This window comes from Bacillus sp. BD48, assembly GCF_046566805.1.
In the GTDB taxonomy this organism is placed as follows: Bacteria; Bacillota; Bacilli; order Bacillales; family Bacillaceae; genus Bacillus; species Bacillus safensis.
Genome location: NZ_JANGFM010000001.1, coordinates 436,915 through 461,667 on the forward strand (window position 1 = coordinate 436,915; position 24,753 = coordinate 461,667).

A 24,753-nucleotide genomic window follows, 5' to 3' on the forward strand; every position below is an offset into this window, starting at 1 on the left:
ACTTCTTATTCAGGCTTTAATACGATTAGCAGGTCACCGGTTTGAATCGGTTCTCCATTTGTCACATGTATTTCATCTACGACCGCAGAAAATGGTGCTTGTACAGTCGTTTCCATTTTCATGGCTTCATTGATCATCAAATGCTCACCTTGTGAAATTTTCTGCCCTTTTTCCACGAGTACTTTGATGACAGTGCCTGGCATCGATGCGGCGATGTGATTTGGATTCGAACGGTCCGCCTTCATTTTTTCTTGAACGGAGGATTTGATGCTTTCATCCTTAATCACCACTTCACGCGGCTGGCCATTTAACTCAAAGTAAAGAACTCTTGTGGCATCTGGATTCGGTTCACCAATTGATACAAGTTTGACTATAAGGGTTTTTCCTTTTTCAATTTCTACCTCAATCTCTTCTCCAAGCCTCATCCCGTAGAAGAATGTTGGTGTATCAAGAACAGAGATGTCACCATAACTTTCTGCTGTTTGGACAAATTCAGAAAAGACTTTCGGATATAAGGCATACGCAATTGCGTCTTGCTCTGTTAACGTCAGGTCATGAGATTCTTTGAACTGCTTCTTAATGTCTTCAAAGTCCACTGGCTTCAGCTTCTCACCAGGTCTGACAGTAAGAGGCTCTTCCCCTTTTAAAATCAGCTTTTGCAGTTTTTCAGGGAATCCGCCATGCGGCTGGCCTAAATAGCCTTTAAACAATTCCACAACAGAATCCGGGAAGTCTAGTGTTGCTCCTTTTTCATAAACATCTTCTTCTGTCAGATCATTTTGCACCATATAAAGTGCCATATCTCCAACTACTTTAGAGGAAGGTGTAACTTTCACAATATCACCAAACATGTCATTCACACGTCTGTACATTTCCTTTACTTCATTCCAGCGCTCGCCAAGACCGACACCTTTCGCCTGCTGCTGCAAGTTACTATATTGACCGCCAGGCATTTCATGCTCATAAATTTCTGTATGAGGTGAATTCATGCCGCTTTCGAACTCATGATAGTATTTTCTGACGGAATCCCAGTATTGAGAAAGGCGTTCGACAGATTGGACGTTCATGTCTGGCTTTCTTTCATGCCCATCTAAAGCATAATAAAGTGAACTTGCACTTGGCTGCGATGTGAGTCCTGCCATAGAGCTGACGGCAACATCCACAATATCAACACCTGCATCAATCGCTCTTGCATAGGTGAACAGTCCATTTCCACTCGTGTCATGTGTATGAAGATGGATAGGGATCGTAAGCTCATCTTTTAAAGCAGAGACTAGCTCGTAGGCCGCCTGCGGTTTTAATAACCCCGCCATATCTTTAATACCTAAAATATGTGCGCCGGCAGATTCAAGCTCTTTTGCAAGAGATACATAGTACTCAAGATCGTATTTTGGACGAGATGGATCAAGAATATCCCCCGTATAACAAATGGCCGCCTCTGCCACTTTGCCTGATTCCCGAACAGAATCAATGGCAAGCGTCATGCCTTTGACCCAGTTTAAGCTGTCAAAAATACGGAATACGTCAATGCCTGCCTCAGCTGATTCTTTTACAAATGCTTTGATCACATTATCCGGATAGTTTGTATATCCAACAGCGTTTGATGATCTTAATAGCATTTGGAACAGCGTGTTTGGCACTTCTTGACGAAGCTCTTTCAATCGTTCCCAAGGATCTTCTTTTAAGAAACGGTACGCAACATCAAATGTAGCGCCGCCCCACATTTCCATACTAAACAGCTCAGGCCATAAACCTGCTGTTGGCTGGGCCACTTTCTTTAAATCATGTGTTCTAAAGCGTGTCGCAAGCAGAGATTGATGCGCATCTCTAAAGGTTGTATCGGTTAAAAGGACGCTATTTTGTTCTTTTACCCAATTGGCAAGGCCCTCAGGTCCATGCGTATCTAACAATTGTTTTGTCCCAGATGGAATCTCTTGATGGAGAGGAAGCTTCGGTACGTTTGGCTTGTCAAAATGAGGCTTCTTTTTCTCCGCAATACCAGGGAACCCATTAATGGTAACGTTACCAATATAAGTCAGCATTTTCGTTCCGCGGTCTTTTTGCTTAGGGAAATTAAATAGTTCTGGTGTTGAGTCGATAAACGATGTGTCGTATTCCCCTTTAAGGAACTTTTCATGCTTAGCTACGTTTTCAAGAAATGGGATGTTTGTTTTAATTCCGCGAATCCTGAATTCTTGTAAATTTCGAACCATTTTAGCAGCCGCTTGATCAAACGTGAGTGCCCATGTGGACAGCTTGACCAATAGTGAATCGTAATAAGGTGTAATGACCGCACCTTGGAAGCTGTTCCCTGTATCAAGACGTACACCAAATCCCCCACCTGAACGGTAGGCCATGATTTTTCCTGTATCTGGCATAAAGTCATTTAGAGGATCTTCTGTTGTGACCCTTGATTGAATGGCAAAGCCGTGTGTAAAGATATCTTCTTGCTTTGGAATACCAACTTCCTTGCTATGAAGGTTATACCCCTTTGCAACAAGAATTTGGGTTTGGACGATATCGACACCTGTGATCATTTCTGTGATCGTGTGTTCTACCTGCACCCTTGGATTAACTTCAATAAAGTAAAACTCTCCATTTGCAACAAGGAATTCTACAGTCCCAGCATTGATGTACGATACATTCTGGGCCAGCTGAACAGCCGCTTCGCAAATATCTTCACGCAATTGATCTGTTAGAGACACACTTGGTGCCACTTCAATGACCTTTTGATGCCGCCTTTGGACAGAGCAGTCACGCTCATATAAATGAATGATATTGCCGTGATTGTCACCAATCACCTGCACTTCAATATGTTTCGGATTCTCAATCAGCTTTTCAACGTATACTTCGTCATTTCCAAAAGCAGCTTTTGCCTCTGACTTCGCACGGTCATAGGCTTCCTTCAGCTCTTCTTTTGTTCTGACAATCCGCATACCCCGGCCGCCGCCGCCTAGTGAAGCTTTAATAATAAACGGGTAACCGTATTCTTCACCGAATTTTTCGACTTCTTTAACCGAATCAACTGGTCCGTCACTTCCTGGAATGACTGGAATACCAGCTTTTTTCGCTTCATCTCTCGCCTTTACTTTATCTCCAAACATATCTAAATGGCGGGAAGTTGGGCCGATAAATTGAATGCCTTCCTCTTCGCATCGTCTTGCAAAATGAATATTTTCGGATAAAAATCCGTAGCCTGGATGAATCGCATCCACGTCATTTCGTTTTGCAATTTCGATGATCCCCTCGATATCGAGGTAGGCATCAATCGGTTTTTTCCCTTCTCCAACTAGATATGCTTCATCCGCTTTATAGCGATGATAAGAGCCCGAGTCTTCTTTGGAATAAATGGCCACTGTACGTAAATTGAGCTCCGTACAGGCCCTGAAGACTCTGATAGCGATTTCCCCTCTGTTTGCAACTAGAACCTTTTGAATTGTTCTCTGTGACATTCTCACTCCTCCATATCCCTTAAAATTTTATATGTACTCTATAATAAAGGAAGAAATGAAAACTGTACACTTTTGTTTTCTAAAGATTCAAAGTTTTCTGCAATCCATTTTTTTCAATCGATGGTTTGCTCATTGATTTTTTCTTTTTGTAACGCTCTTTATATTCAGTAAACATGCTGATATTCAGCAGCATTCCCATACAGATGCTAAGTAAAATGATGGACGATCCTCCGTAGCTGATAAACGGAAGTGTCACCCCGGTGATTGGAATAAGACCTGAAACACCGCCTAAATTGATACAAGTTTGGATCGCAATCATGGAGGAAATTCCTATTGCAAGCAAACTTCCAAACGGATCTTCACACTTTCTCGCAATATAAAAACCTTTCACGACGATGAAACCAAGAAGAGCGAGAACAAAAAACACGCCGAAAAAGCCAAGCTCTTCTGAGATAATTGCCATGATAAAGTCTGTGTGCGGCTCTGGAAGATACCCGTACTTTTGAACGCTTTCCCCTAGACCGAGTCCAAAAAAGCCGCCTGATCCAATCGCATAATACGAATTAATCAATTGATGCCCAGTAGCCCCTGCATCTTTAAAGGGATCTTGGAAACTTTCAAAACGTCCGAGACGATTTTGCGTGAAAATTTTATCCCAAAAAAGAATAATAAATGGGGTCACGACGACCATTACGGCACTAAATAGCGCGAGCAGCTTCGCAAGCGTTTTGCCGCTAAAGCCTGAGCATAAAATCATCGCAAGGGCTATCATGCCAATAATAAAGGCTGTCCCATAGTCCGGCTGCAAAATGATAAATCCGCACAGGATAGAGACAATCACGATCGGAGGCGTAACACCTCTTAAAATATGATCAATATAATGCTGCTTTTTGGCATACACCGCAGCAAGATAGATAATGACAACAATCTTCACGAATTCAGCTGGCTGAAGACTAAAAGGGCCTAATTTGATCCAGCTTCTTGCGTTCCCTGCAATATGACCGCCAAAGTACACATAGATGAGGGAAAAAACTGAAAGCAGCAGCATACCAATCTGGAATTTCTTATTTGAAAACAGCTGATATGGAACCAATGCCGTAAAGATCAAGATGGCTGCCCCAACAATCATAAATAAGAGCTGTTTCTTAAAAAAGTTATCTGGCGGAGCATCGTATCTGATAACAGATGTAATCATACTTGAGCTATACACCATAACCAAACCGAATGCGCTGATTAAGATAATGGCGAACAATAATGAGTAGTCATACGATTTTAGCATTCTCTTTAACATATAATCCTCTTCCTAACGTCTGTTTCTACTGCTTGATATCTTCTTAGCTGTTCTTATTCTACTACATTTTCTCTGTTTGATCCCGTTTTACCTCTTTTATATTGTTCGTCATTCATGAAAGAATCAAGTCCGTTTGCCGTTAATCCATCAAAAGAAATGAGAGGACAAAAAAACTCAAACTTGTGTTATGGAAGTTTGAGTTTTCAATCATTATTTTTTTGTGAACGCATCATGAAGTGCGGAAAGCTCTCTCTCAAGTTTATCGAGTAGTTTCTTGCCTTCATGTTGATCAACTAATCCAAGCCGGACAGCAAAATCAATTTCTCTTGATAATCCGAACATTTGAGTATCTAAAACCTCTTCATAAAGAGGACATTGCGGCATCGTTAAGTTGTCCATTTGCACTTGGATCAATTTTAAAATTTTCTCTGCATCCAATTTTAATAAAGCCAGTGCTTTTTGCCGATGATCGACTAAAATTTCTGACGCCAAAAGTATCCCTCCGTTCCCCAGGCGAGTACCTAATTCTTCTATTTATCATAAAGCGAAACGGCCAAAATTGCAAGCAGATTTGTACAGTTCGCATTGTAAAAATAAAAAGAAGACAATCATCATTAAAAGATACTCATCTCATATTTTTCACTCATGAGCTCAAGCAGCTTAATCCCAGCAATACTATTCCCTTTTTCATCCAGGGCAGGACCGAAAATTCCGATCCCAAAATCATATGGAGCCGCTCCCATAATCCCGCCTGAAACACCGCTTTTAGCAGGTATGCCGATATTAATGGCAAATTCCCCGCTTGCATTGTACATTCCGCACGTCACCATAAAGGTTTTACATATTCTAGCGACATCTTTTGAAAGAATTTGCTGCCCCGTCTCTGGATGTCTGCCATCTAATGAAAAAACACAAGCAATTTTCGCCAAATCTAAGCTGTTCATCATAATGGCACATTGTTTCGTATACACATCCATGACCTCTTCTACGTTCCCTCTAATAATATGATATTGCTTCATATAATAGCACATAGCCCGGTTAATCATCGATGTCTCAAATTCGGATGCGGCTGTTTCCTTGCAGTATGTAATGCTTTTATCATTTGCGAGCTCTCTAATAAAGCGGAGCAAGCGATTCAGCTGATCTTGCGGAGTCGCCCCTCTTATTAAGCTTGTGACTGCAAGCGCTCCTGCATTAATCATTGGATTCAGCGGCTTATTCGGACTTGCTGTCTCCAGCTTAATCATTGAATTAAACGGGTCACCTGTAGGCTCTTGTCCAACAAATTGAAAGACTTTTTTTGGTCCTTCTTCTGAAAGCACGAGCGCAAGAGCTAATACTTTAGAAATACTTTGAAGGGTAAAGCGCTTATCTACATCTCCTGCCGAGTGGCAAGTATTACTTACATGATACACAGCCACAGATAAATCTGTCTGTTCCGCTTTGGCAAGAGCGGGAATATAGGATGCTACTTTGCCATCTTTGGCCACTTTTTTTGCTTCCTCCACAAAACGCTTAAGCTCTTCATTGTCACGACATGCCATGCCCAACATCCTCCTATCTTTCATGTACGATTAGTGTGTACAAGGAGAAGCTTGTTTATGAAAGTGACAAAACAGGCGAAAACTTCTATAATTTATGATGGAAAGGGGTTGTCTTGAACATGAGCATCATTCAAATTAAGGGGAACGTAAAGTACAAGATCACCATTGATCCAAGTGTCTGGATTTTTGATGACCGCAAATTTTTAATGGATTCATTTTTTGAAAAAAGCGCAGCAAATGAAGAAAATCAGCTGGATCAGGAGCTTGACCAAGAGCGGGTGATTAGAGAAGGGCAAACACTTCCACCTACTTTAAAAACAGAGAAGAAGTACGAAAAGGAAAGACTCGTCACAGGCAGCTTCGGAATGAAGCTAGGTGATATGCTGAAAAATGCAGAACCGCTTGAACATGCAGATACATGCCAATTTGTCACAGAAACAGGGACAATTGCTGTGCCGCTTTCTCAGGCGATGGAAAGCATTGCACACTTCAGCCAAAATGGAAAGCCTATGACAGAAGAAGGACCAATCCACGTTTATTTCGCGGATCAGTCCAACCTCACTCAACCGATAAAAGGTGTCAAAGAGCTCATCATTACATAAGACAGAGGGTCTGGACTACAGCAAATCAGCTGCAAGCTGCGCAAGTCCAGACCTTTCTCCTTTGACAAGCTTGACATGTCCAGATATTTGCTGTCCTTTGAACCGCTCAATGACATACGTAAGTCCATTATTTAAGCTGTCTAAATAAGGATGATCGATCTGCTCCGGGTCCCCCATCAGCACAATTTTACTTCCTTCTCCGACTCGCGTTAATAATGTTTTCACTTCGTGTTTCGTTAAATTCTGCGCCTCGTCAATGATTATAAATTGATCAGGTATACTTCTTCCGCGGATATACGTTAAAGCTTCCACTTGAATAGAACCGATTCCCGCCAAAATCGCATCAAGTTCACCAGATTTTTTGGTATTAAATAAAAATTCTAAGTTGTCATAGATCGGCTGCATCCATGGTCTGAGTTTCTCTTCCTTTTCACCTGGCAAGTAGCCTAAGTCCTTACCGACAGGAACAATTGAACGGGCTACGATCAGTTTTTTAAACATGCCGAGATCCTCTGTCTGCATTAATCCGGCAGCCAGGGCAAGCAGTGTTTTACCAGTTCCCGCTTTTCCGATCAATGTCACGAGCGGAATATCACGGCGCAATAGCAGCTCTAATGCCATCGTCTGCTGAACATTTTTCGGACGGATTCCCCAAACATGCTCTTGATCATAAATGAGCCGTTTCACGTTCTCTGCTTTTTGATCAAGCATTCCTAAAGCAGAGCCGCCTTCATTCCCCTTCATAATGACAAATTGATGAGGATTTAACGGTGCACTTGTGACTTCTTTTACCAGCAATTGACTTTGCTTATAAAATGTATTCAATTGCTCCGTCGGAATATAGAGCTCATGATAGCCGTTATCAATGTCTTCGTTTTGCAGCACACGGTCACTTAAGAAGTCCTCTGCTTGAAGACCGATGGCATCTGCCTTTACCCGGACTAAGACATCCTTGCTGACCAAAATGACGGGCCGGCCGTGAGGCTTTGTTTCTTCCTCTAAGCTCAAATTTTTCGCGACAGCCAAAATCCGATTATCATTCGTTTTTTCAATAAAAATTTCTTGAAGCTCATGGAAAGAGCGATGATTCAGCTCGATGCGCAGCGTCCCTTTTGACTCTAGCGTAATTTTTTCATGCAGTTTCCCTTTCGATCTCAAACCGTCGATTAAACGTGAGACACGCCGGGCGTTTTGCCCAACCTCGTCCATGTATCTCTTTTTCGAGTCTACTTCTTCTAACACAACGGCCGGAATGACGACCTCGTTGTCTTCAAATGAAAAGATTGAATTCGGATCCTGTAATAACACATTTGTGTCTAATACATAAATTTTACTCAGGTCCTTCGCCTCCTGATCGGGGTTTCATTCATCCTTGTCTTTCCCAAAACGATTGTTAAAATATATGTTTTCATGAATAAAGTTAGAAGGTTAATTCAACAATAAAATAAATCATGCAGTTTGTGAAGGAGGGATTTTAGATGCGACTATTTTTAACATTATTCATGATTCAAACGATCATTCTGTTAGGCGCTTGCCAGCAGCAGGAAAAGCCAGAAGCGCTGGACAAGCAAGATGGACGCCAGCACTTAGTAAAGGTGTCAGACTCTTCAAAGAAAAAGACAAATCAAGCCCGCCCATCCACTGATGTTGCGCAGCATCTTGTCAATGTGACAGAGCACGTAGCAGATGTCAATGATGCAACGGCAATCGTCATCGGCCGCTATGCTGTTGTTGGTATCGATGTAAAAGATGATTTAGATAGAAGCAAAGTAGAAACCATTAAATATTCAGTTGCAAAAGCGCTGAGAAATGACCCTGAAGGTGCAAATGCTGTTGTGGTTGCTGACCCGGATACAGTCAGCCGTTTAAAAGAAATGGGCAAAGAAATTCAAGCAGGCCGTCCTGTAAGCGGAATTATGGATGAACTAGCTGCCATTGTCGGCCGCGTGATGCCAGAGATGCCAAGAAATGAGATCGACCGTAACGAAAAAGACCCGACAAATGATCCGAATAATCAGCTCAAAGAACAGGATCAAAAGCAGTTAGAAAAAAATCAAAACGACCAATCAAATCATCATATGAACCAGAAGAAATAATGAGAACGGCTTATATCTCCTATGATATAAGCCTTTTTCTACGCTGATTTTAAGTGTCTGGAAAACATGCTATAATAAATGCAATAAAGTGAGGTGAAAATGATGAGAGTGAAGTGCTCATTATGTGAAAAGCTTGAAACCATTGATGATGATACACTCGTTGCTAAACGGTTAAGAAACCGGCCCATTCATACATATATGTGCGATGACTGCCAAGAACGCATTAAAATAAAAACAGAAGCCCGCATCAAAACTGGCAGATTCTCTCTTTATCAAGATCCTGCGACGAAAGAGAAAAAGAAGAAAAAAGGAAAGAAAGAACAAAAGACATAAAAAAAGACCTGACACATGTTCAGGTCTTTTTTTACGTATTGACTGTTCCTTCTTTTTTCGCACGATGCAGCCGTATTTTATAAATAATTAAAATGGCAGCTGCCACAACCAGTCCTTCCGCTACTGGCAGGAAGATTCCTAGAAATGTGAGAAACGTGCAGCCAAAAATCAAAAACAAATAAATCACGAGCGCTTTTAAAATCGGTAAACGTCTAGCAAAGCCGAGCTTAAAAACAATAATCGCTAAAACAAGGATGGTGCCATATAGGAGCCACATCCCTGTTTGCGGATTTTCATCGACACGAAACAGCATCGCGAAAAAGGATAGATTTTCACTTACTTCCTGATCATTCAAAAAGATTCCCTCCCCTTATCTTTCAGGGTTCTATCTTTTTAATTCTTCATGGAATTAAGATAATCCTGCTAGCTTTTTCTTCTTCGCTGCTCTCTCGCGTTCGTTTTTGTCTAAAATTTTCTTTCTAAGACGAATTGATTCAGGTGTAACCTCACAATATTCGTCTTCATTCAAGTACTCAAGGGATTCCTCAAGTGACATAATACGAGGTTTTTTCATGCTAACTGTTTGATCTTTCGTCGCTGAACGTACGTTTGTTTGCTGTTTCATACGGCTTACGTTCACAACAAGGTCGTTCTCACGGTTATGCTCCCCAACGATCATCCCTTGGTATACTTCAGTACCCGGCTCAACGAAGATCACACCGCGCTCTTCAACACCTTGGATTCCGTAAGCAGTCGCTTTACCTGTTTCCATTGAAACAAGTACACCTTGACGGCGTCCGCCAACTTGACCAGACTGCATTGGCTGGTAGCTGTCAAACGTATGGTTCAAAATACCAAAACCACGAGTTAATGAAAGAAATTCAGTTGTATAACCAATTAAACCACGTGATGGCACTGTAAAGATCAGGCGAACTTGACCGTTACCATTATTGATCATGTCAATCATTTCACCTTTTCTTGCACCCATTGATTCCATAACAGAGCCAGTATGCTCTTCTGGTACATCAATTTGAACGCGCTCAACAGGCTCACATCGAACACCATCAACTTCTTTTACAATAACTTCTGGCTTCGATACTTGTAATTCAAATCCTTCACGTCTCATATTCTCAATGAGAATGGATAAGTGAAGCTCTCCGCGCCCAGAAACAACCCAAGCATCAGGTGAATCAGTTGGATCCACACGAAGACTGACGTCTGTTTGAAGCTGCTGCTCTAAACGCTCTTCGATTTTACGTGATGTCACGTATTTTCCTTCACGGCCTGCAAATGGGCTGTTGTTTACAACAAACGTCATTTGAAGTGTCGGCTCATCAATACGAAGGATTGGAAGTGCTTCTTGGTGTTCTACCGGACAAACCGTTTCACCTACGTTGATGTCTTCCATTCCAGATACAGCGACAAGATCTCCCGCTTTCGCTTCGTTGATTTCCACTCGTTTTAATCCTTGGAAACCAAAGATCTTTGTTACACGGAATTGTTTCACTGTGCCGTCGATTTTCATCAAGGCCACTTGCTGTCCTACTTCCATTGTTCCTCTGAATACACGGCCAATTCCAATTCTGCCAACATAATCATTGTAATCAAGTAGTGCCACTTGGAATTGAAGCGGCTCTTCATGGTTATCAACTGGGCAAGGAATGTGGTTAACAATGGCTTCAAACAAAGATTCCATGTTTTCATCTTGCTTGCTCGCATCGTTACTTGCTGTACCATTAATTGCAGATGCATAGACAACTGGGAATTCAAGCTGTTCTTCTGTTGCATCCAATTCAATGAACAAGTCAATCACTTCATCGACTACTTCAGCCGGACGAGCAAAGTCGCGGTCAATTTTATTGACGACAACGATTGGTGTTAAGTTTTGCTCAAGTGCTTTTTTCAGCACAAAGCGTGTTTGAGGCATACAGCCTTCATAAGCATCCACAACGAGGAGTACACCATCTACCATTTTCATGATACGCTCAACTTCACCACCGAAATCGGCGTGTCCTGGTGTATCTAAAATATTAATGCGTGTATCTTTATAATGGATCGCAGTATTTTTAGCTAAAATCGTAATACCGCGCTCTCGCTCTAAATCATTTGAATCCATGGCTCTCTCAGCGATATTTTCATTCGCACGGAAAGTACCAGCTTGATGGAGCAATTGGTCAACAAGCGTCGTTTTACCATGGTCAACGTGGGCAATAATTGCGATGTTGCGAAGGTCTTTTCGAAGTTTCACATTTTCATCTCCTAAAATAATTAGATAACTTTCATATTATATCACAATCCCCTTTAAATGCCGATCGTTTTTCTGTAAACTTATATTAACTCTAAAAAAAGGGATGGAGACAAATGAAACAAATCAAATGGCTTCTATTATTATGTGCATTACTTGCAGTTGTCAGTATGGCGTTTATTGGGGTATCTCTTGCAGAAAAAAACATACTGGGCACATGTTTAAGTATCGTGTTCGCCATGATTTTCATGGGTACAGGATTTACATTAAAAAGAAAATTAAACGTGCAATCATAAAATTAGTTAAAAGCCTTTTACATTCTATATGTAGAAGGCTTTTTATTTTGAGTAAAAACAAGACAAATCACCTATGAAAGCTCCATTCATCAGACGAAACGTATCTTGAATAATTGACAAAAGTAAGCAATCTGCACCCCTACATTTTTCGACAAGAACTTTTATAGTTCTCCAAAATCAAACAGAAAGTTACATTTTTCCTATTCTTCCACAAAGTTTCTCATGGTATGCTTTTCTTGCAACAAAATTTAACAGAAAAGGGAGAGAAAAGAAGCATGAAGAAGTTTTTGAGCAAATCGCTCAGCTCTGTTGTATTTTTCGCTTTAGCTATCATTCTTACTTTCACAACAGTAGCTCCTGGGCAAGCAAGCGCTGCAACTTTCAAAGGAATTCCTTTTGAACAGCAGCAAATCATTAAAGAATTATTGGAGAAAAACGAGCGTGTCATCAACATTCTCATCAATTCATTTGTTGAGGAAGACAACAACTACACATTTGATGTGAAAAAAGCTGTTGAGCTCGGACTAACTGAAGAAGAAGCGGCGACTGCTGAGAAATTCTTAGATCGCGCAGCTGTTCTTACAATCGTTTTCAGTGAAAGCATCACTAAAAACGAAAAAGGGAAATTGGTTTTTGATTCAGCAAAAGCTGTTGAACTTGGTCTTACAAAAGAAGAAGCGGCTAAATTCGAAAAGCTTTTCAAATCAGTGATCAGAATTGCTGATCTTGCTGGTGATGCACTTGTTCTAGACAAAAAAGGAAACGTTGTGATTGATTCAAAAATCGCAAAAGGTCTTGGATTCAGCTCTACTGAATTACTTGTTTTCAACCAAATGCTTAAGAAAATTCCTCAAGAGCAATTGAAAACGTTCTATGATGCAGTTCAAATTGCGAAAGAAAAATTAAGCTAAGCTCAGAAAAACCTCCACCTGGTTCATCCAGATGGGGGTTTTCTATTTCAGCCAATAAAGAATGACCATCATGACGTATCCTATACCAAACGCGATACTTGCTCGATAAAGCAGCTTACCATAGTAGCGCTTTTCAAATTTTCTTTTTTCTTCCTTTTCATCTATATATGGCATGAGATCAGGAGTCTGTATAAGGGTTATTGGCTCTTTCATTTCGTGATAAAGGTGACGGCAGCTTTCGCAGGATTGTATGTGCTCTGCAACAATTTTATTTGTTTCTGCACTTGTGTCTCCCTCTATATAAAGTGGTAACAATTCTTCAATCAAATAACAGCTCATTTATTGAACTCCTCACAATGTAGCATTCGCTTCAGCTCTAATCTCGCTCGATGAAGGGTTGTTTTGACTTTAGATAAAGTCCAATTCAAAATTTCAGCTACTTCTTCATATGATAATTCTTGAATATCTCTTAAAATGAGGACATCCCGATATGAATCCTTCAGCTGATGAATATGATGCCACAGCCTTTCTATGTCAGCTTGTGTTTCGATGTAATCTTCTGGTGTTGTGAACGACTGCTGCTCTAAGAAATCCATTTCTTCTACGTTCGTAAAAGTCCATTTTATTTTTCGGCGATAGTCATTCACAAATGTGTGATACGCAATGGTATAAAGCCATGTTTTTATACTAGAATGTCCCTTAAAGGAGGACAACCCATGCAGTGCCTTCATAAATACGTCTTGCGAAAGGTCCTTGGCCGTTTCCATATTTCCCGTCCGGCGATATAAATATTTGGTGATTTCCTGAAAATATTCTTCATAGATTTTTTCAATTTGGTCAGCTGGTCTGGACATCAAAAATAAAACCACACAGTCATCCAAATCGATAAAACGATAAAAAAGAAGTATAACGAGTAAATAAACCCTTTCATGCGTTTTAACTCGTCATAGCCATTCTGACTTTCCACCGGCGCTGAGGACTGCTTTTTAACCGTGGCCGTATGCTGATATTGCTGTTCGTGTGCCTTCATCCAGCTAGCTGCCTCGGCTCCTAGATCCCCTTCTTGATACAGTTCATATAAGTCTTGAAAGATGGCTTGTTTTTCTTTATCTGTCAAAACGATGCACCTCTTTTGTTCGCCCATTCACTTCATAGATTTTATGCTCATTTGATCCGAAGGTTTGTATAATGACAAGCCATGAAATGTCGATATTCCCTTCTTTGTCGATCATCCTCACAGGTTTTATTTGTTTTTTATAGATCGTATATGGTTTATACCTTTTAAGTACTTGCTGATAGACTTCATTACGATCTTGATTAGATACTCCGTGCGGGATAGAAGAAGCTGCTTGCACTCTCAACTCAATTCCATCATCCCCTTTAAACAGATTGACGACATGAGAGGAGCCTTTAAATGTATATTGTTTACTTTCACTAGTGCCTGTTTCTTTTCTTACGTCTTTTGGCGTTTTCCCTATGATTTTTAACAAATCATCATCGCTGACGTTCCCTTTTTTCTGTTGAAGAATCGCTTTTGACAGCTTAAAGCTGATAACTTCTTTTGTTGAGCCATTAAACAGAAACTCCGATTGATCTTTTGTTGTGACCCTCACTTCATGCTGCCAATCAAAATAAAATTCATCAATGCCTGTGATTTGATAAGCTGGCGGCTTTAGGTTTAAATGTTTATAAATACTGTTGATCCTGTTTTTTATCTCCATTTCTGTTAAACGGATGCCGTCTATATCCTTTAATTGAAAGATGGCGTTTTCGTATTGCGCTTGTCGAAGCGTCCCTTTTTTCCAGGTGGCAAACGCTAAGCTGTCCTCTTCATTCTGAGACATTTTTGGCAGAAGAAGAACGTCCGTCTCTCCGTCCTCTTTTTTTACAGCTAATTGAATGCGCTGTAGATCGATTGACCGCCCACTTCTTTCGAAAAATTCGATGGTTTTTTTCCTATATTCTTTATCGGTCAGTTCCTTTCCCTCTACACGACCTCGATAAGAAAATTCGCTTAATTCACCTGTAAACGCAGAAATATTCACTTCATACTGATCATCTGCAAACACGTAATGATAAGGGATAGGCTGATGACTAGCATTTAAATAAAGCGATTGATCCTCTGGTACAAATTTTGAAGCGAATGCTTTTGCATTTACTGCTGATAAAGGACGATATTCATCTGAAAAAGTATCTACCAGTTCCGTTTTGGTGAATTGGAACATCGTATGAGGAATATTGACAATCGGGTTGAGTAATAGCAGAAAAAAGACAGCTATACAACCAGCGCCCCACTGCCTTAATCTCACCTTGTCCCGTAGTAAAGCAGATAACAAATAAATCGTCATAAAGCTTCCTGCTGCTGCCGCTAAAATGACAATCGATTTAAATGTAGATTGAAGCTCATACTTCGAAATAGAAGGATAAAATATATAAAGCAAGGCTGCGAAAATCAAGATATAAAACAAAAGCAATTCCTTCCACTTCCAATGCCAAAACAAGCGAAAGAAAAGGTGCAGCAGCAAAGCGGCAAAGCAAGCCATAGCCAAAATGGTGATCATATCTCTCCATACTAACCCCGTATCACCGCTAAGAAAGAACTTTTTGCTTTCAGCAAACACAATAAACACTGTTTGACATAAAGGCAGAAGTAACACAGATAAATCAAAAGCAAAAAACATACCTTTATTTTTTAAATAAGGAAGAGTAATCACATAATACAATGATGCAAGCAAGACATACCCATAGATGAGAAATTGCATGAAATCTGTCAGCACTTCAAATGTTTCGATCGTATACTGTCTAGCTAGGACTTGGTGGATCATTTCAACTGTCATACCGCCAAGCAGAACAACTCTTAATACGATTCCAGCATAGAAGACATAACCACTCTTCTTTTCTTTCCATATGGGAAGTGTCATAAAAAGGACAAATAGTCCAAGTACACACCATTGAATGATGTGAATACTGTACTCATTTAAAATAAAATACCTTTCAAAATGGAGCGATAAATCACTAAACAAATCAAACATTGATACACAATCCTTTACATGAAATTAAGGCCTCATTCGTATAGACATCCGCCTTACCAAAAAGTTTCAGGAAAAACAAAAAATCACTTCATTCTCATGAAGTGATGTCGTTTATTTTTTATTTCCGCTTCCTTTTATGTAATCATGCAAGATTTTTTCACAAATGGATCGATTTCCGGCGACGATGCTGTTTTTATCTAAGAACGTAAGACGTTCTCCGTGGATATTTGAGTAAACAGCCCCTACTTCATCAAGCAGTACGCAGCCCGCTGCATAATCCCACGGCGCAAGCCTTAACGTGACATATGCGTCACTTCTGCCGCTTGCAATATAAGCAAGCTCAAGGGCAGCTGATCCAATCGTTCGTGTCCCTCTCACGTCACGCACGAGACGGGCAAACGGTTTAGCATCAAAATAAGGGCTTTCAATCGCCCATGTCGGATTAATACCCACAATGGCTTTTTCAATCTCCACGTCTTTTAATGGCGGGAGCAGTGTATCGTTCATATAAGCTCCTTCTCCTTTGATGGCATGGTAGAGCTCGTCATGAATGACGTCATAAATAAGACCGATTTTCCCCACACCATTTTCAAATATCCCGATTGAAATGGCAAAATTGCGTTTTTGATGGACAAAGTTCATTGTGCCATCGATCGGATCAATGATCCACACAATCCCATCAAGTGAGGTCACCTCTTCCCCTTGTCCCTCTTCTCCTAAAATGTGATGATCTGAAAATGTCGATTGTATTTTTTCAATAAAAAAACGTTCTGTCTCTTTATCGATATTCGTGACAAGATCATTTGGATTTGATTTTGTTTCAATTGATAGACCTTCCTGCATGGACGCTTTAATACGGCTCCCTGCTTCTTTTACCCAAAGCTTTGCAAGACGGTCAATTTCCACCCAGTTTGTCATCAGATTGTAAACCTCTTTTCTATGTAGGACCTATTTGTAATAGCATACTGATATTATGTACGTAAAAGCAAGAAAAAAGCAGCTTCATACAAAAACGAACCGATGATTTGGTTCGTTTTTACCTCACCCTGTTTTACCCTTGAAGCTGCTCCCATTCTTTTCTTAGGCGCTCAAGCTTTCGTTTGCTGCGTTCGATTTGGATGTCATCTTTTTGTTCGATGGCTTCATGAAGCGTAGAAAGCTCATAATCAACCTCTAATCTCCACACAGCGATGCGATTCTTCTTCTCTTGTCTATACCCCTGCTTCACGATTTGCTTCATTGGTCAACGCCCCTTCCAGAGAATGATTCATTCCTTGTCAGTTTTCATTGATAAAAAATTCAATCGATAAGAGAAATGGTTCTTGCTTATATCGTATGAAGCGATCGCATAACCGCAACGACATTCTGAAAATTGTGTCTTTACCTATTAATGATGTACCACAAAATGAAAGGTTTTAAACGCTGCACCACGTCCTTTACAATCTTTGATCTGACGGTGCATCTTTTTTTGAGCTTGATCCAAGCTATGATAAAATATGATCAGCGAAAAGATACAGGAGGCATAACATGAGTGAAATGCGTTTTAGAGATGAAGATTTTGAAACATTCACAGTTGATGGTTTAGATGAAAGAATGACTGTATTAAAAGAAAGAGTCCGTCCAAAGCTTGAGGCACTTGGCGAACATTTTGCACCACTTCTTTCTTCTATTACAGGAGACGAAATGTTTGTACACGTCGCAAAGCATGCTAGAAGATCTGTCAACCCGCCAAATGATACGTGGGTTGCTTTTGCAAACAGTAAGCGCGGATATAAAAAACTCCCTCATTTTCAAATTGGGCTTTGGAAAACACATGTCTTTGTCTGGTTTGCGCTCATTTATGAATCTCCAGTAAAAGGTGAGTACGGCCAGCTATTTGAAAAAGAGCTAGACACCATCCAGCAGAAAATACCGCAAGATTTTGTTTGGTCTAAAGATCATATGAAACCAGATGTCATGCGTCACAGCGAACTAGATTCCGAACAGCTGAAAACGCTGTTTGAACGTGTTCAAACAGTCAAGAAAGCCGAGCTTCTGTGCGGCATTCAGCTGCCTAGAGAGGAAGTCGTTCAAATGAATAATGAAGAATTTCTATCAAAAATTGAAAATGCCTTCCGCACGCTGACGTATCTATACCGCTTCACACAGAAAGAATCTGTATAAAAAAACGAGCCCTTATAGGCTCGTTTTTTACATGCGTATAACGGCTGTCTCTTCTGCCTCTCTTGCGGTTTTCACTGCACGATAAGGGGAATACCCGCTTCCCTTTTCAAACGCCGCACAATGCGTTTTTTCCTCAGCTTTTGATGGCACAACCTCTTTAAATCGTTTATAAGCATCTAATAACTCCTGCTTCGCAATTCCTTTTTCATAGGCTTTTTCAATAGCCTGAAAAAACGAAATGACCGCCATCTTTTCCTCTGTTGTCCAGTCGACATCCATTGGATATTGATATTCCATTTACTTGTCCCTCACTTTAACACTCATTTCTGATTTGAACTTTTATTATAGCATCTGTTTGATCAGAAACCGATTGATTTTATGCTTTACATTCCGATCAGTTCATAATATAATTCTTTTGTTTTATGCAATGAAATCTGCTGTAATTGGCACAATAAGAGCAGGTATTTCGATGAAGGTGGGAAAGCAATTGTCACAACATGATACACCCTTATACACTGGACTAAAAAAACACGCAGCAGCCAATCCAGTCCAATTTCACATTCCAGGCCATAAAAAAGGAGCCGGAATGGATCCTGAATTTAGAGCATTCATTGGCGACAATGCTTTAAGCATTGACCTCATTAATATAGAACCTCTCGATGATTTACATTCACCTAAAGGGATGATAAAAGAAGCACAGGAGCTTGCTGCTGAAGCCTTCGGTGCTGATCATACGTTTTTCTCCATTCAAGGAACAAGCGGCGCCATCATGACTATGGTGATGACGGTATGCGGACCTGGAGATAAAATTATCGTTCCGCGTAACGTCCATAAATCGATTATGTCCGCGATTGTATTTTCTGGCGCAGTTCCTGTTTTTATTCACCCAGAAATAGACAAAGAGCTTGGCATCTCTCACGGCATTACACCTGAATCAGCCAAAAAGGCGCTCACTGAGCATCCAGATGCAAAAGGTTTGCTTGTCATTAATCCAACGTATTTTGGTATTTCAGCAGACTTAAAATCAATCGTAGATATTGCCCATTCATTTGATGTGCCTGTCCTTGTCGATGAAGCACACGGTGTGCATATACATTTTCACGATGAGCTTCCCCTCTCTGCGATGCAGGCAGGTGCCGACATGGCAGCAACAAGTGTCCATAAACTCGGCGGCTCTCTTACACAGAGCTCTATTTTAAATATGAAGGAAGGGCTTGTTTCAAAAGACCGCGTGCAGTCGATTTTGAGTATGTTGACGACAACGTCCACTTCTTATTTACTTTTAGCGTCACTTGATGTCGCTAGAAAGCGATTAGCCACTGAAGGAAAGGCACTTGCAGATGAAGCCATTCGTTTGGCTGAATCAGCGAGAGACCGCTTGAATCAAATTGACGGGATTAGCTGCATTGGCAAGGAAGTACTCGGTTCAGCTTCTACTTACGATTATGACCCAACGAAATTAATTATCTCCATTAAAGACCTTGGGTTAAACGGGCATGATGTCGAAAAATGGCTGAGAGAAAGTTACCGAATTGAAGTAGAACTCTCTGACCTGTACAACATTTTATGTATCGTCACCCCTGGAGATTCAGATGAGACGATTGATACGCTCGTGACAGCGATGCAGGAAATTGCCGCAGCCTCTACATGTGAGAGCGGCAAACAAGCGGTAACGGAAGTGCTGCTGCCTGAGATCCCATCGCTTGCTATGACGCCGCGTGACGCCTTTTATGCTACAACAGAAGTCGTTCCGTTTAAGGAAGCAGCCGGCCGCATCATCGCAGAGTTTGTCATGGTGTACCCGCCAGGTATTCCGATTTTTATACCAGGTGAAATTATCACAGAAGAAAATATTTCGTATATCTATAAAAACATTGAAATTGGTCTTCCTGTCCAAGGACCTGAAGATTCAACGCTCGAAATGATTCGTGTGATTAAGGAACAAAAAGCAATTTTATAAAAAAGAAACATGCAGCCCCAAATGGAGCTGCATGCTTTTTTATTTATTCAGAGGCTTCATCACAGCAATGACAGTGACCGCATGTTCCGTATAGCGTTGTCACTTTTTCATTTTCAAATTGATCAATGGTTTCATTGCAATCTTGACAAATAATTGTACCCACGTACATTCCCCTTTTCTTCATTCATAGTTTGAAAGCGTTTAATCTATTTCATATCTCTATAATATGATGTCACAATTAAGTTGTCAACGGTTAATTGTATGACACATTTAATCATTTTTTATAAATATGTGCTTTTTTCTCATCATATTGAGGGAACGTTTCAATTGTATTTTTCTTCATATCAATTCTGTAACAATTGAGTAACAATCGAAAATTGTCAAAAAGGACATGATACACTAGAGTGACTAACAGGGAACAAGCTCCTAAAAATGTTGGGACAACCCCAAATGATTTTGAGGTGAATAGATTGAATTTTATGAGGACACTTCTCATTATATTCCCCATGCTTTTTGTACTTAGTTCATGCTCATTTGCGTATATCATACCGAATCAGACCGACCAAGTCCGTCATATTCAAAAACCGAGAATTCTCTTTTTTACTGATGCAGAAAATCTTGATAAAGAAAGCCCTTATTATGATGCAGTCCTCGATTTAAAAAATGAATACCCTAAGGAAATGTCAAAAATGATTGTGAAAGAAGATCGTAAAGGCTGGAAAAATGAAGTTGATGAACTGCCGGCTATTTTACTTGTCAATGATGAAAAAGTCATCGTGAAGGTTGAAGGAAATGTCCGCAGTAAACAGGAGATCTTATCGCCCTTATGCCATGCTTTGGACCGCGTCAATACAAACTAATGATATTTTGCTTGCACTTATATATAACCATATGAAAAAACCCCTCACCTGATGAGGGGTTTTTCATATGGTGTTCAGGGCGCCAAAAAAACCCTCTCCATCAAGGAGAGGGTTTCATAGGTTTATTATTTTACGATGTGGATTGGGCTTCCAATTGCTACTTCAGCCGTTTCCATTGTAATTTCACCTAATGTTGGGTGAGCGTGAATTGTCATTGCGATATCTTCAGCAGTCACTCCAGCTTCGATTGCAAGGCTAAGCTCTGAAATCATATCAGAAGCGCCAACACCTGCGATTTGTGCACCGATCACTAGACCATCCTCTTTACGAGTGATCATTTTCATGAAGCCATCAGTTGCATCAAGAGAAAGTGCACGTCCGTTCGCTGCGAATGGGAATTTCGCTGCAACGATTTCGATTCCTTCTGCTTTTGCTTCTGCTTCCGTGTATCCAACAGTTGCAAGTTCTGGCTCAGAGAATACAACAGCAGGAATACCAAGGTAATCAATTTCAGCTGGCTCTCCAGCGATTGCTTCAGCTGCAATTTTACCTTCGTAAGAAGCTTTGTGTGCAAGTGGTGGTCCATCAACGATGTCACCAATTGCATAGATGTTAGATACGCTTGTACGGCATTGTTTGTCTGTTTTGACAACTCCGCGGTCAGTCAATTCAACACCAACTTGCTCAAGACCAAGCTCATCAGTGTTTGGACGACGACCAACAGTCACAAGTACGTAATCAGCATCAACTGTTTTTTCTTCACCTTTTACTTCGAACGTAACAGTGACACCATCAGATTTTTCTTCAACACCTTTTGCAAGTGCGTTTGTATGGATTTCAACGTTTCCTTTTTTCTTCAGGTTACGTTTAACCAATGAGCTCATTTGCTTTTCGAACCCTGGAAGGATTTCGTCTCCACCTTCAAGGATCACAACTTCTGTTCCAAAGTTTGCATAAGCAGTACCAAGCTCAGTACCGATGTATCCACCACCGATGACAACTAACTTTTTAGGTACTTCTTTAAGCGCTAAAGCACCAGTTGAGTTGATCACGCGGTCTGTGTATTTAAATGTAGGCAATTCGATTGGACGAGATCCAGTTGCAAGAATTGCATTTTTAAATGTATAAGTCTGCGCTGAATTTTCATCCATTACACGTACAGAGTTGCTGTCTACGAAATAAGCTTCACCTTTAACGATGTCTACTTTATTTCCTTTAAGAAGACCTTGAACTCCACCTGTTAATTTGTTTACAACAGAAGCTTTCCACTCTTGAACTTTTGTGAAATCAACTGTTACGTTTTCAGCTTTGATACCCATGTCTTCAGAATGCTTTGCATTCTCGAAACGATGTCCAGCATTGATCAATGCTTTTGAAGGGATACAGCCGACGTTTAGACATACGCCGCCAAGTGTTCCTTTTTCAACGATTGTTACTTTTTGTCCTAGTTGTGCAGCACGAATAGCAGCTACATATCCACCAGGACCTGCACCGATGACAAGAGTATCTGTTTCGATTGGGAAATCTCCTACTACCATGAATTTACGCCTCCATTAAAATTAATTGTGGATCATTCAATAAACGCTTGATGTGGTTAAGGGCATTTTGCGCAGTAGCTCCGTCAATCATACGGTGGTCAAAGCTTAGGGAAAGAGCTAAGACTGGAGCTGCAACGATTTCGCCATCACGAACAACCGCTTTTTCAGCGATACGGCCAATACCAAGGATCGCTACTTCTGGGTGGTTGATGACTGGAGTAAACCATTGTCCACCAGCAGAACCGATGTTTGTGATTGTGCAAGATGCACCTTTCATTTCAGCTGGAGCCAATTTACCATCACGTGCTTTTGTTGCAAGCTCATTGATTTCGTTAGAAACTTCGAAAATCGCTTTACGATCTGCATTTTTCACAACTGGAACTAGCAAGCCTTTTTCAGTGTCAGCTGCAATTCCGATGTTGTAGTAATGCTTTTGCACAACTTCATCTGTTTTATCATCGATAGAAGTGTTAAGCACTGGGTACTTTTTCAAAGCAGAAGTTAGAGCTTTTACAACGTAAGGCAAGTAAGTTAACTTGATTCCTTGATCAGCTGCAACTTGTTTGAATTGTTTACGATGTGCAACAAGGTTTGTTACATCAACTTCATCCATTAATGTTACGTGAGGAGCTGTATGCTTAGAGTTCACCATTGCTTTCGCGATTGCTTTGCGGATTCCGCTCATTTTCTCGCGAGTTTCTGGGAATTCTCCTTCAAGAACTGGAGCTGCTGCCGCTTTAGGAGCTGCTTCTTCTTTCGCACTTTCAGCTGCTTGAGGTGCTGCTTCTTGAGCTGCAGAACCACCATTAACGAAGCTGTCGATATCTTCTTTTAACACACGTCCGTTTTTACCAGAACCTGCAACTTTGTAAATTTCAATGCCTTTTTCACGAGCATATTTACGTACAGATGGCATAGCGATAACGCGTTTGTTTGGATCAGCATCTACTTGCTCTTGTGCGCCTGCACCAGTTGCTGCTGCCGCTTCTTCTTGTGCTACTTCTTTCTTCTCTGGCTCGTTACCAGCTTCAGCAGTACCTTGTACTTGAGCTTCAGTTTTTGCTTCGCCTTCTTCTTCGCTGCCTTTAAATTGAAGATTTTCGTAACCAGGTGCATCAAACGTAATGATTGTTTGTCCTACAGTTGCAACTGTTCCCTCTTCAACTTTTAATTCTAATACTTTTCCTTTAACAGGTGAAGGAATTTCTACAACTGCTTTATCATTTTGTACCTCTGCTAAAACGTCATCTTCATTGATTTCGTCGTTTGGTTTAACAAACCACTTAACGATCTCACCTTCGTGGATACCTTCTCCGATGTCCGGAAGTTTAAATTCAAATGCCACTGTTTTTCGCCTCCTAGATTTTGTTGAACCCTTGTTGTGTATATTTACACGGTCATGTAATTGATAAAGGGGAAGAGAAATAAATTCTTTTCCCCTCTGTCATTTAATTAAAATTCAAGAACTTTCTTCGCTGTTTCAAGTACGTCTTTATGGTTTGGAAGCCATACGCTCTCAGCTTGAGAGAAAGCAAATACAGTATCAGGTGCAGCTACACGAAGTACTGGTGCTTCCAAGCTAAGGATCGCTCTGTCATTGATTTCAGCTACTACGTTTGCAGCAATACCAGCTTGTTTTTGTGCTTCTTGAACAACGATCGCACGGCCTGTTTTTTCAACAGAAGCGATGATTGTTTCAATATCAAGCGGGCTTACTGTGCGAAGGTCGATAACTTCAGCAGAAACGCCTTCTTTTTCTAGCTCTTCAGCAGCTTTTAGTGATTCGTGAACCATTGCACCATAAGTGATGATTGAAAGGTCAGAACCTTCACGTTTCACGTCAGCTTTACCGATTTCAATTGTGTACTCTTCTTCAGGAACTTCCTGACGGAAAGAACGATAAAGTTTCATATGCTCAAGGAATACTACAGGATCGTTGTCACGAATTGCAGAAATTAATAATCCTTTTGCATCGTAAGGCGTTGAAGGAATGACAACCTTGATACCAGGCTGTTGTGCGATAAGACCTTCTAAGCTGTCAGCGTGAAGCTCAGGTGTGTGAACTCCCCCGCCGAAAGGAGAACGGATTGTCACTGGAGAATGCCAGCGTCCGCCAGAACGGTAACGCATACGAGCCATTTGTCCAGAAACAGAATCTAATACTTCGTAAACGAATCCGAAGAATTGAATTTCCATTACTGGGCGGAATTCTTGTAGTCCAAGGCCAATTGCAAGACCGCCAATACCAGATTCAGCAAGTGGAGTATCGAATACACGATCCTCACCAAACTCTTTTTGCAATCCTTCAGTCGCACGGAATACGCCGCCGTTTTTACCAACGTCTTCTCCGAAAACGAGAACGTTTTCGTCATTTTTCAGTTCTGTGCGTAACGCATCAGTGATCGCTTGAATCATTGTCATTTGCGCCAT

General features: G+C 40.8%; 26 protein-coding genes. 8 read left to right on the forward strand and 18 right to left on the reverse strand.

Annotation, left to right across the window (positions count from 1 at the left end; translation table 11 throughout):
* Nucleotides 1-5 precede the first annotated feature (5 nt).
* The 4 genes from pyc to glsA form a co-directional block, all read right to left on the reverse strand.
* Complete coding sequence (pyc, locus tag ACLGGR_RS02190; RefSeq protein ID WP_041117293.1) at nt 6-3,452, reverse strand: pyruvate carboxylase; 3,447 nt, start codon at nt 3,450-3,452, stop codon at nt 6-8.
* A 79-nt stretch (nt 3,453-3,531) separates the two neighbouring features.
* Nucleotides 3,532-4,743, reverse strand: a complete 1,212-nt coding sequence (ftsW, locus tag ACLGGR_RS02195; protein WP_041117291.1) for a putative lipid II flippase FtsW — start codon at nt 4,741-4,743, stop codon at nt 3,532-3,534.
* 210 nt (nt 4,744-4,953) lie between these two features.
* On the reverse strand, nt 4,954-5,235 hold the full coding sequence (locus ACLGGR_RS02200) for an Fpa/YlaN family protein (protein ID WP_041117290.1): 282 nt from the start codon (nt 5,233-5,235) through the stop codon (nt 4,954-4,956).
* A 122-nt stretch (nt 5,236-5,357) separates the two neighbouring features.
* Entirely contained in the window at nt 5,358-6,287 is a 930-nt protein-coding gene (gene glsA / locus ACLGGR_RS02205) for a glutaminase A (RefSeq protein WP_323646998.1), read from the reverse strand.
* Between the two features lie 119 nt (nt 6,288-6,406).
* On the opposite strand from glsA, the gene ACLGGR_RS02210 reads away from it, so the two are divergent.
* Entirely contained in the window at nt 6,407-6,889 is a 483-nt protein-coding gene (locus ACLGGR_RS02210; RefSeq protein WP_410972413.1) for a peptidyl-prolyl cis-trans isomerase, read from the forward strand.
* A gap of 15 nt (nt 6,890-6,904) precedes the next feature.
* Here ACLGGR_RS02210 and ACLGGR_RS02215 read toward each other — a convergent pair whose 3' ends face one another.
* Nucleotides 6,905-8,227, reverse strand: coding sequence for a PhoH family protein (locus ACLGGR_RS02215; protein WP_410972612.1), 1,323 nt, complete (start codon nt 8,225-8,227; stop codon nt 6,905-6,907).
* A gap of 140 nt (nt 8,228-8,367) precedes the next feature.
* Between ACLGGR_RS02215 and ACLGGR_RS02220 the strand changes: the two genes are divergently transcribed.
* Together ACLGGR_RS02220 and ACLGGR_RS02225 are read left to right on the forward strand one after the other, a co-directional pair.
* Entirely contained in the window at nt 8,368-8,985 is a 618-nt protein-coding gene (locus ACLGGR_RS02220; RefSeq protein ID WP_142944708.1) for a YhcN/YlaJ family sporulation lipoprotein, read from the forward strand.
* A 102-nt stretch (nt 8,986-9,087) separates the two neighbouring features.
* Complete coding sequence (locus ACLGGR_RS02225) at nt 9,088-9,318, forward strand: YlaI family protein (protein ID WP_024424769.1); 231 nt, start codon at nt 9,088-9,090, stop codon at nt 9,316-9,318.
* A gap of 31 nt (nt 9,319-9,349) precedes the next feature.
* Here the strand turns inward: ACLGGR_RS02225 and ACLGGR_RS02230 are convergent, their stop codons facing one another.
* Nucleotides 9,350-9,631, reverse strand: a complete 282-nt coding sequence (locus ACLGGR_RS02230; protein WP_044334035.1) for a YlaH-like family protein — start codon at nt 9,629-9,631, stop codon at nt 9,350-9,352.
* A 96-nt stretch (nt 9,632-9,727) separates the two neighbouring features.
* A complete protein-coding gene (gene typA, locus ACLGGR_RS02235) occupies nt 9,728-11,566 on the reverse strand; it encodes a translational GTPase TypA (RefSeq protein WP_095408397.1) in 1,839 nt (612 codons plus the stop codon).
* A gap of 113 nt (nt 11,567-11,679) precedes the next feature.
* On the opposite strand from typA, the gene ACLGGR_RS02240 reads away from it, so the two are divergent.
* Nucleotides 11,680-11,859: a DUF5325 family protein gene (locus ACLGGR_RS02240; protein WP_142944707.1), complete on the forward strand. Its 180-nt coding sequence runs from the start codon at nt 11,680-11,682 to the stop codon at nt 11,857-11,859.
* A gap of 275 nt (nt 11,860-12,134) precedes the next feature.
* Nucleotides 12,135-12,770 (forward strand): hypothetical protein, encoded by a 636-nt coding sequence (locus tag ACLGGR_RS02245; RefSeq protein ID WP_251215514.1) that lies wholly within the window; start codon nt 12,135-12,137, stop codon nt 12,768-12,770.
* A gap of 42 nt (nt 12,771-12,812) precedes the next feature.
* Here ACLGGR_RS02245 and ACLGGR_RS02250 read toward each other — a convergent pair whose 3' ends face one another.
* From ACLGGR_RS02250 to ACLGGR_RS02275, 6 genes are all read right to left on the reverse strand, one after another.
* The gene (locus tag ACLGGR_RS02250) at nt 12,813-13,109 is read right to left on the reverse strand and encodes an anti-sigma factor family protein (RefSeq protein WP_410972414.1); all 297 of its coding nucleotides are present in this window, start codon (nt 13,107-13,109) and stop codon (nt 12,813-12,815) included.
* The gene (locus tag ACLGGR_RS02255) at nt 13,106-13,624 is read right to left on the reverse strand and encodes a sigma-70 family RNA polymerase sigma factor (protein ID WP_410972415.1); all 519 of its coding nucleotides are present in this window, start codon (nt 13,622-13,624) and stop codon (nt 13,106-13,108) included. The genes ACLGGR_RS02250 and ACLGGR_RS02255 overlap by 4 nt, the downstream gene beginning before the upstream one ends.
* Nucleotides 13,624-13,887: a hypothetical protein gene (locus ACLGGR_RS02260; RefSeq protein ID WP_410972416.1), complete on the reverse strand. Its 264-nt coding sequence runs from the start codon at nt 13,885-13,887 to the stop codon at nt 13,624-13,626. Before ACLGGR_RS02260 ends, ACLGGR_RS02255 begins: the two co-directional genes overlap by 1 nt.
* The gene (locus ACLGGR_RS02265; protein WP_410972417.1) at nt 13,877-15,802 is read right to left on the reverse strand and encodes a hypothetical protein; all 1,926 of its coding nucleotides are present in this window, start codon (nt 15,800-15,802) and stop codon (nt 13,877-13,879) included. The genes ACLGGR_RS02260 and ACLGGR_RS02265 overlap by 11 nt, the downstream gene beginning before the upstream one ends.
* Nucleotides 15,803-15,913: 111 nt before the next feature.
* Nucleotides 15,914-16,720 (reverse strand): inositol monophosphatase family protein, encoded by an 807-nt coding sequence (locus tag ACLGGR_RS02270; RefSeq protein WP_142944702.1) that lies wholly within the window; start codon nt 16,718-16,720, stop codon nt 15,914-15,916.
* Nucleotides 16,721-16,853: 133 nt separating this feature from the next.
* Nucleotides 16,854-17,042 (reverse strand): hypothetical protein, encoded by a 189-nt coding sequence (locus tag ACLGGR_RS02275; RefSeq protein ID WP_024424761.1) that lies wholly within the window; start codon nt 17,040-17,042, stop codon nt 16,854-16,856.
* Between the two features lie 287 nt (nt 17,043-17,329).
* Between ACLGGR_RS02275 and ACLGGR_RS02280 the strand changes: the two genes are divergently transcribed.
* Entirely contained in the window at nt 17,330-17,965 is a 636-nt protein-coding gene (locus tag ACLGGR_RS02280; RefSeq protein WP_024426894.1) for a DUF1054 domain-containing protein, read from the forward strand.
* Between the two features lie 27 nt (nt 17,966-17,992).
* Here the strand turns inward: ACLGGR_RS02280 and ACLGGR_RS02285 are convergent, their stop codons facing one another.
* Complete coding sequence (locus ACLGGR_RS02285) at nt 17,993-18,262, reverse strand: UPF0223 family protein (protein ID WP_410972418.1); 270 nt, start codon at nt 18,260-18,262, stop codon at nt 17,993-17,995.
* Between the two features lie 190 nt (nt 18,263-18,452).
* On the opposite strand from ACLGGR_RS02285, the gene ACLGGR_RS02290 reads away from it, so the two are divergent.
* Complete coding sequence (locus tag ACLGGR_RS02290) at nt 18,453-19,925, forward strand: aminotransferase class I/II-fold pyridoxal phosphate-dependent enzyme (RefSeq protein ID WP_117603474.1); 1,473 nt, start codon at nt 18,453-18,455, stop codon at nt 19,923-19,925.
* A 43-nt stretch (nt 19,926-19,968) separates the two neighbouring features.
* On the opposite strand, the gene ACLGGR_RS02295 is transcribed toward ACLGGR_RS02290, so the two are convergent.
* Nucleotides 19,969-20,088 carry a GapA-binding peptide SR1P gene (locus ACLGGR_RS02295; protein WP_003212464.1) on the reverse strand — a complete coding sequence of 40 codons (120 nt, stop codon included), beginning with the start codon at nt 20,086-20,088 and terminating at the stop codon, nt 19,969-19,971.
* A gap of 316 nt (nt 20,089-20,404) precedes the next feature.
* Between ACLGGR_RS02295 and ACLGGR_RS02300 the strand changes: the two genes are divergently transcribed.
* Nucleotides 20,405-20,785 carry a hypothetical protein gene (locus tag ACLGGR_RS02300; protein ID WP_223250976.1) on the forward strand — a complete coding sequence of 127 codons (381 nt, stop codon included), beginning with the start codon at nt 20,405-20,407 and terminating at the stop codon, nt 20,783-20,785.
* Nucleotides 20,786-20,910: 125 nt separating this feature from the next.
* Here the strand turns inward: ACLGGR_RS02300 and lpdA are convergent, their stop codons facing one another.
* From lpdA to pdhB, 3 genes are all read right to left on the reverse strand, one after another.
* Nucleotides 20,911-22,323: a dihydrolipoyl dehydrogenase gene (lpdA, locus tag ACLGGR_RS02305; protein ID WP_039178233.1), complete on the reverse strand. Its 1,413-nt coding sequence runs from the start codon at nt 22,321-22,323 to the stop codon at nt 20,911-20,913.
* A 4-nt stretch (nt 22,324-22,327) separates the two neighbouring features.
* Entirely contained in the window at nt 22,328-23,668 is a 1,341-nt protein-coding gene (locus tag ACLGGR_RS02310; protein WP_003211261.1) for a dihydrolipoamide acetyltransferase family protein, read from the reverse strand.
* A gap of 107 nt (nt 23,669-23,775) precedes the next feature.
* Nucleotides 23,776-24,753 (reverse strand): pyruvate dehydrogenase complex E1 component subunit beta, encoded by a 978-nt coding sequence (gene pdhB, locus ACLGGR_RS02315; RefSeq protein ID WP_012009824.1) that lies wholly within the window; start codon nt 24,751-24,753, stop codon nt 23,776-23,778.

Bases quoted from the DNA above. Each gene is read 5' to 3' on its own strand.
- ACLGGR_RS02275 (WP_024424761.1), bottom strand. From the start codon at position 17,042: ATGAAGCAAATCGTGAAGCAGGGGTATAGACAAGAGAAGAAGAATCGC.
- ACLGGR_RS02285 (WP_410972418.1), bottom strand. From the start codon at position 18,262: ATGGAATATCAATATCCAATGGATGTCGACTGGACAACAGAGGAAAAG.
- ftsW (WP_041117291.1), bottom strand. From the start codon at position 4,743: ATGTTAAAGAGAATGCTAAAATCGTATGACTACTCATTATTGTTCGCC.
- ACLGGR_RS02300 (WP_223250976.1), top strand. From the start codon at position 20,405: ATGAGGACACTTCTCATTATATTCCCCATGCTTTTTGTACTTAGTTCA.
- ACLGGR_RS02250 (WP_410972414.1), bottom strand. From the start codon at position 13,109: ATGAGCTGTTATTTGATTGAAGAATTGTTACCACTTTATATAGAGGGA.
- ACLGGR_RS02220 (WP_142944708.1), top strand. From the start codon at position 8,368: ATGCGACTATTTTTAACATTATTCATGATTCAAACGATCATTCTGTTA.
- ACLGGR_RS02230 (WP_044334035.1), bottom strand. From the start codon at position 9,631: ATGCTGTTTCGTGTCGATGAAAATCCGCAAACAGGGATGTGGCTCCTA.
- ACLGGR_RS02225 (WP_024424769.1), top strand. From the start codon at position 9,088: ATGAGAGTGAAGTGCTCATTATGTGAAAAGCTTGAAACCATTGATGAT.
- ACLGGR_RS02280 (WP_024426894.1), top strand. From the start codon at position 17,330: ATGAGTGAAATGCGTTTTAGAGATGAAGATTTTGAAACATTCACAGTT.
- ACLGGR_RS02265 (WP_410972417.1), bottom strand. From the start codon at position 15,802: ATGTTTGATTTGTTTAGTGATTTATCGCTCCATTTTGAAAGGTATTTT.
- ACLGGR_RS02240 (WP_142944707.1), top strand. From the start codon at position 11,680: ATGAAACAAATCAAATGGCTTCTATTATTATGTGCATTACTTGCAGTT.
- ACLGGR_RS02210 (WP_410972413.1), top strand. From the start codon at position 6,407: ATGAGCATCATTCAAATTAAGGGGAACGTAAAGTACAAGATCACCATT.
- ACLGGR_RS02245 (WP_251215514.1), top strand. From the start codon at position 12,135: ATGAAGAAGTTTTTGAGCAAATCGCTCAGCTCTGTTGTATTTTTCGCT.
- pyc (WP_041117293.1), bottom strand. From the start codon at position 3,452: ATGTCACAGAGAACAATTCAAAAGGTTCTAGTTGCAAACAGAGGGGAA.
- lpdA (WP_039178233.1), bottom strand. From the start codon at position 22,323: ATGGTAGTAGGAGATTTCCCAATCGAAACAGATACTCTTGTCATCGGT.
- ACLGGR_RS02255 (WP_410972415.1), bottom strand. From the start codon at position 13,624: ATGTCCAGACCAGCTGACCAAATTGAAAAAATCTATGAAGAATATTTT.
- ACLGGR_RS02270 (WP_142944702.1), bottom strand. From the start codon at position 16,720: ATGACAAACTGGGTGGAAATTGACCGTCTTGCAAAGCTTTGGGTAAAA.
- glsA (WP_323646998.1), bottom strand. From the start codon at position 6,287: ATGGCATGTCGTGACAATGAAGAGCTTAAGCGTTTTGTGGAGGAAGCA.
- pdhB (WP_012009824.1), bottom strand. From the start codon at position 24,753: ATGGCGCAAATGACAATGATTCAAGCGATCACTGATGCGTTACGCACA.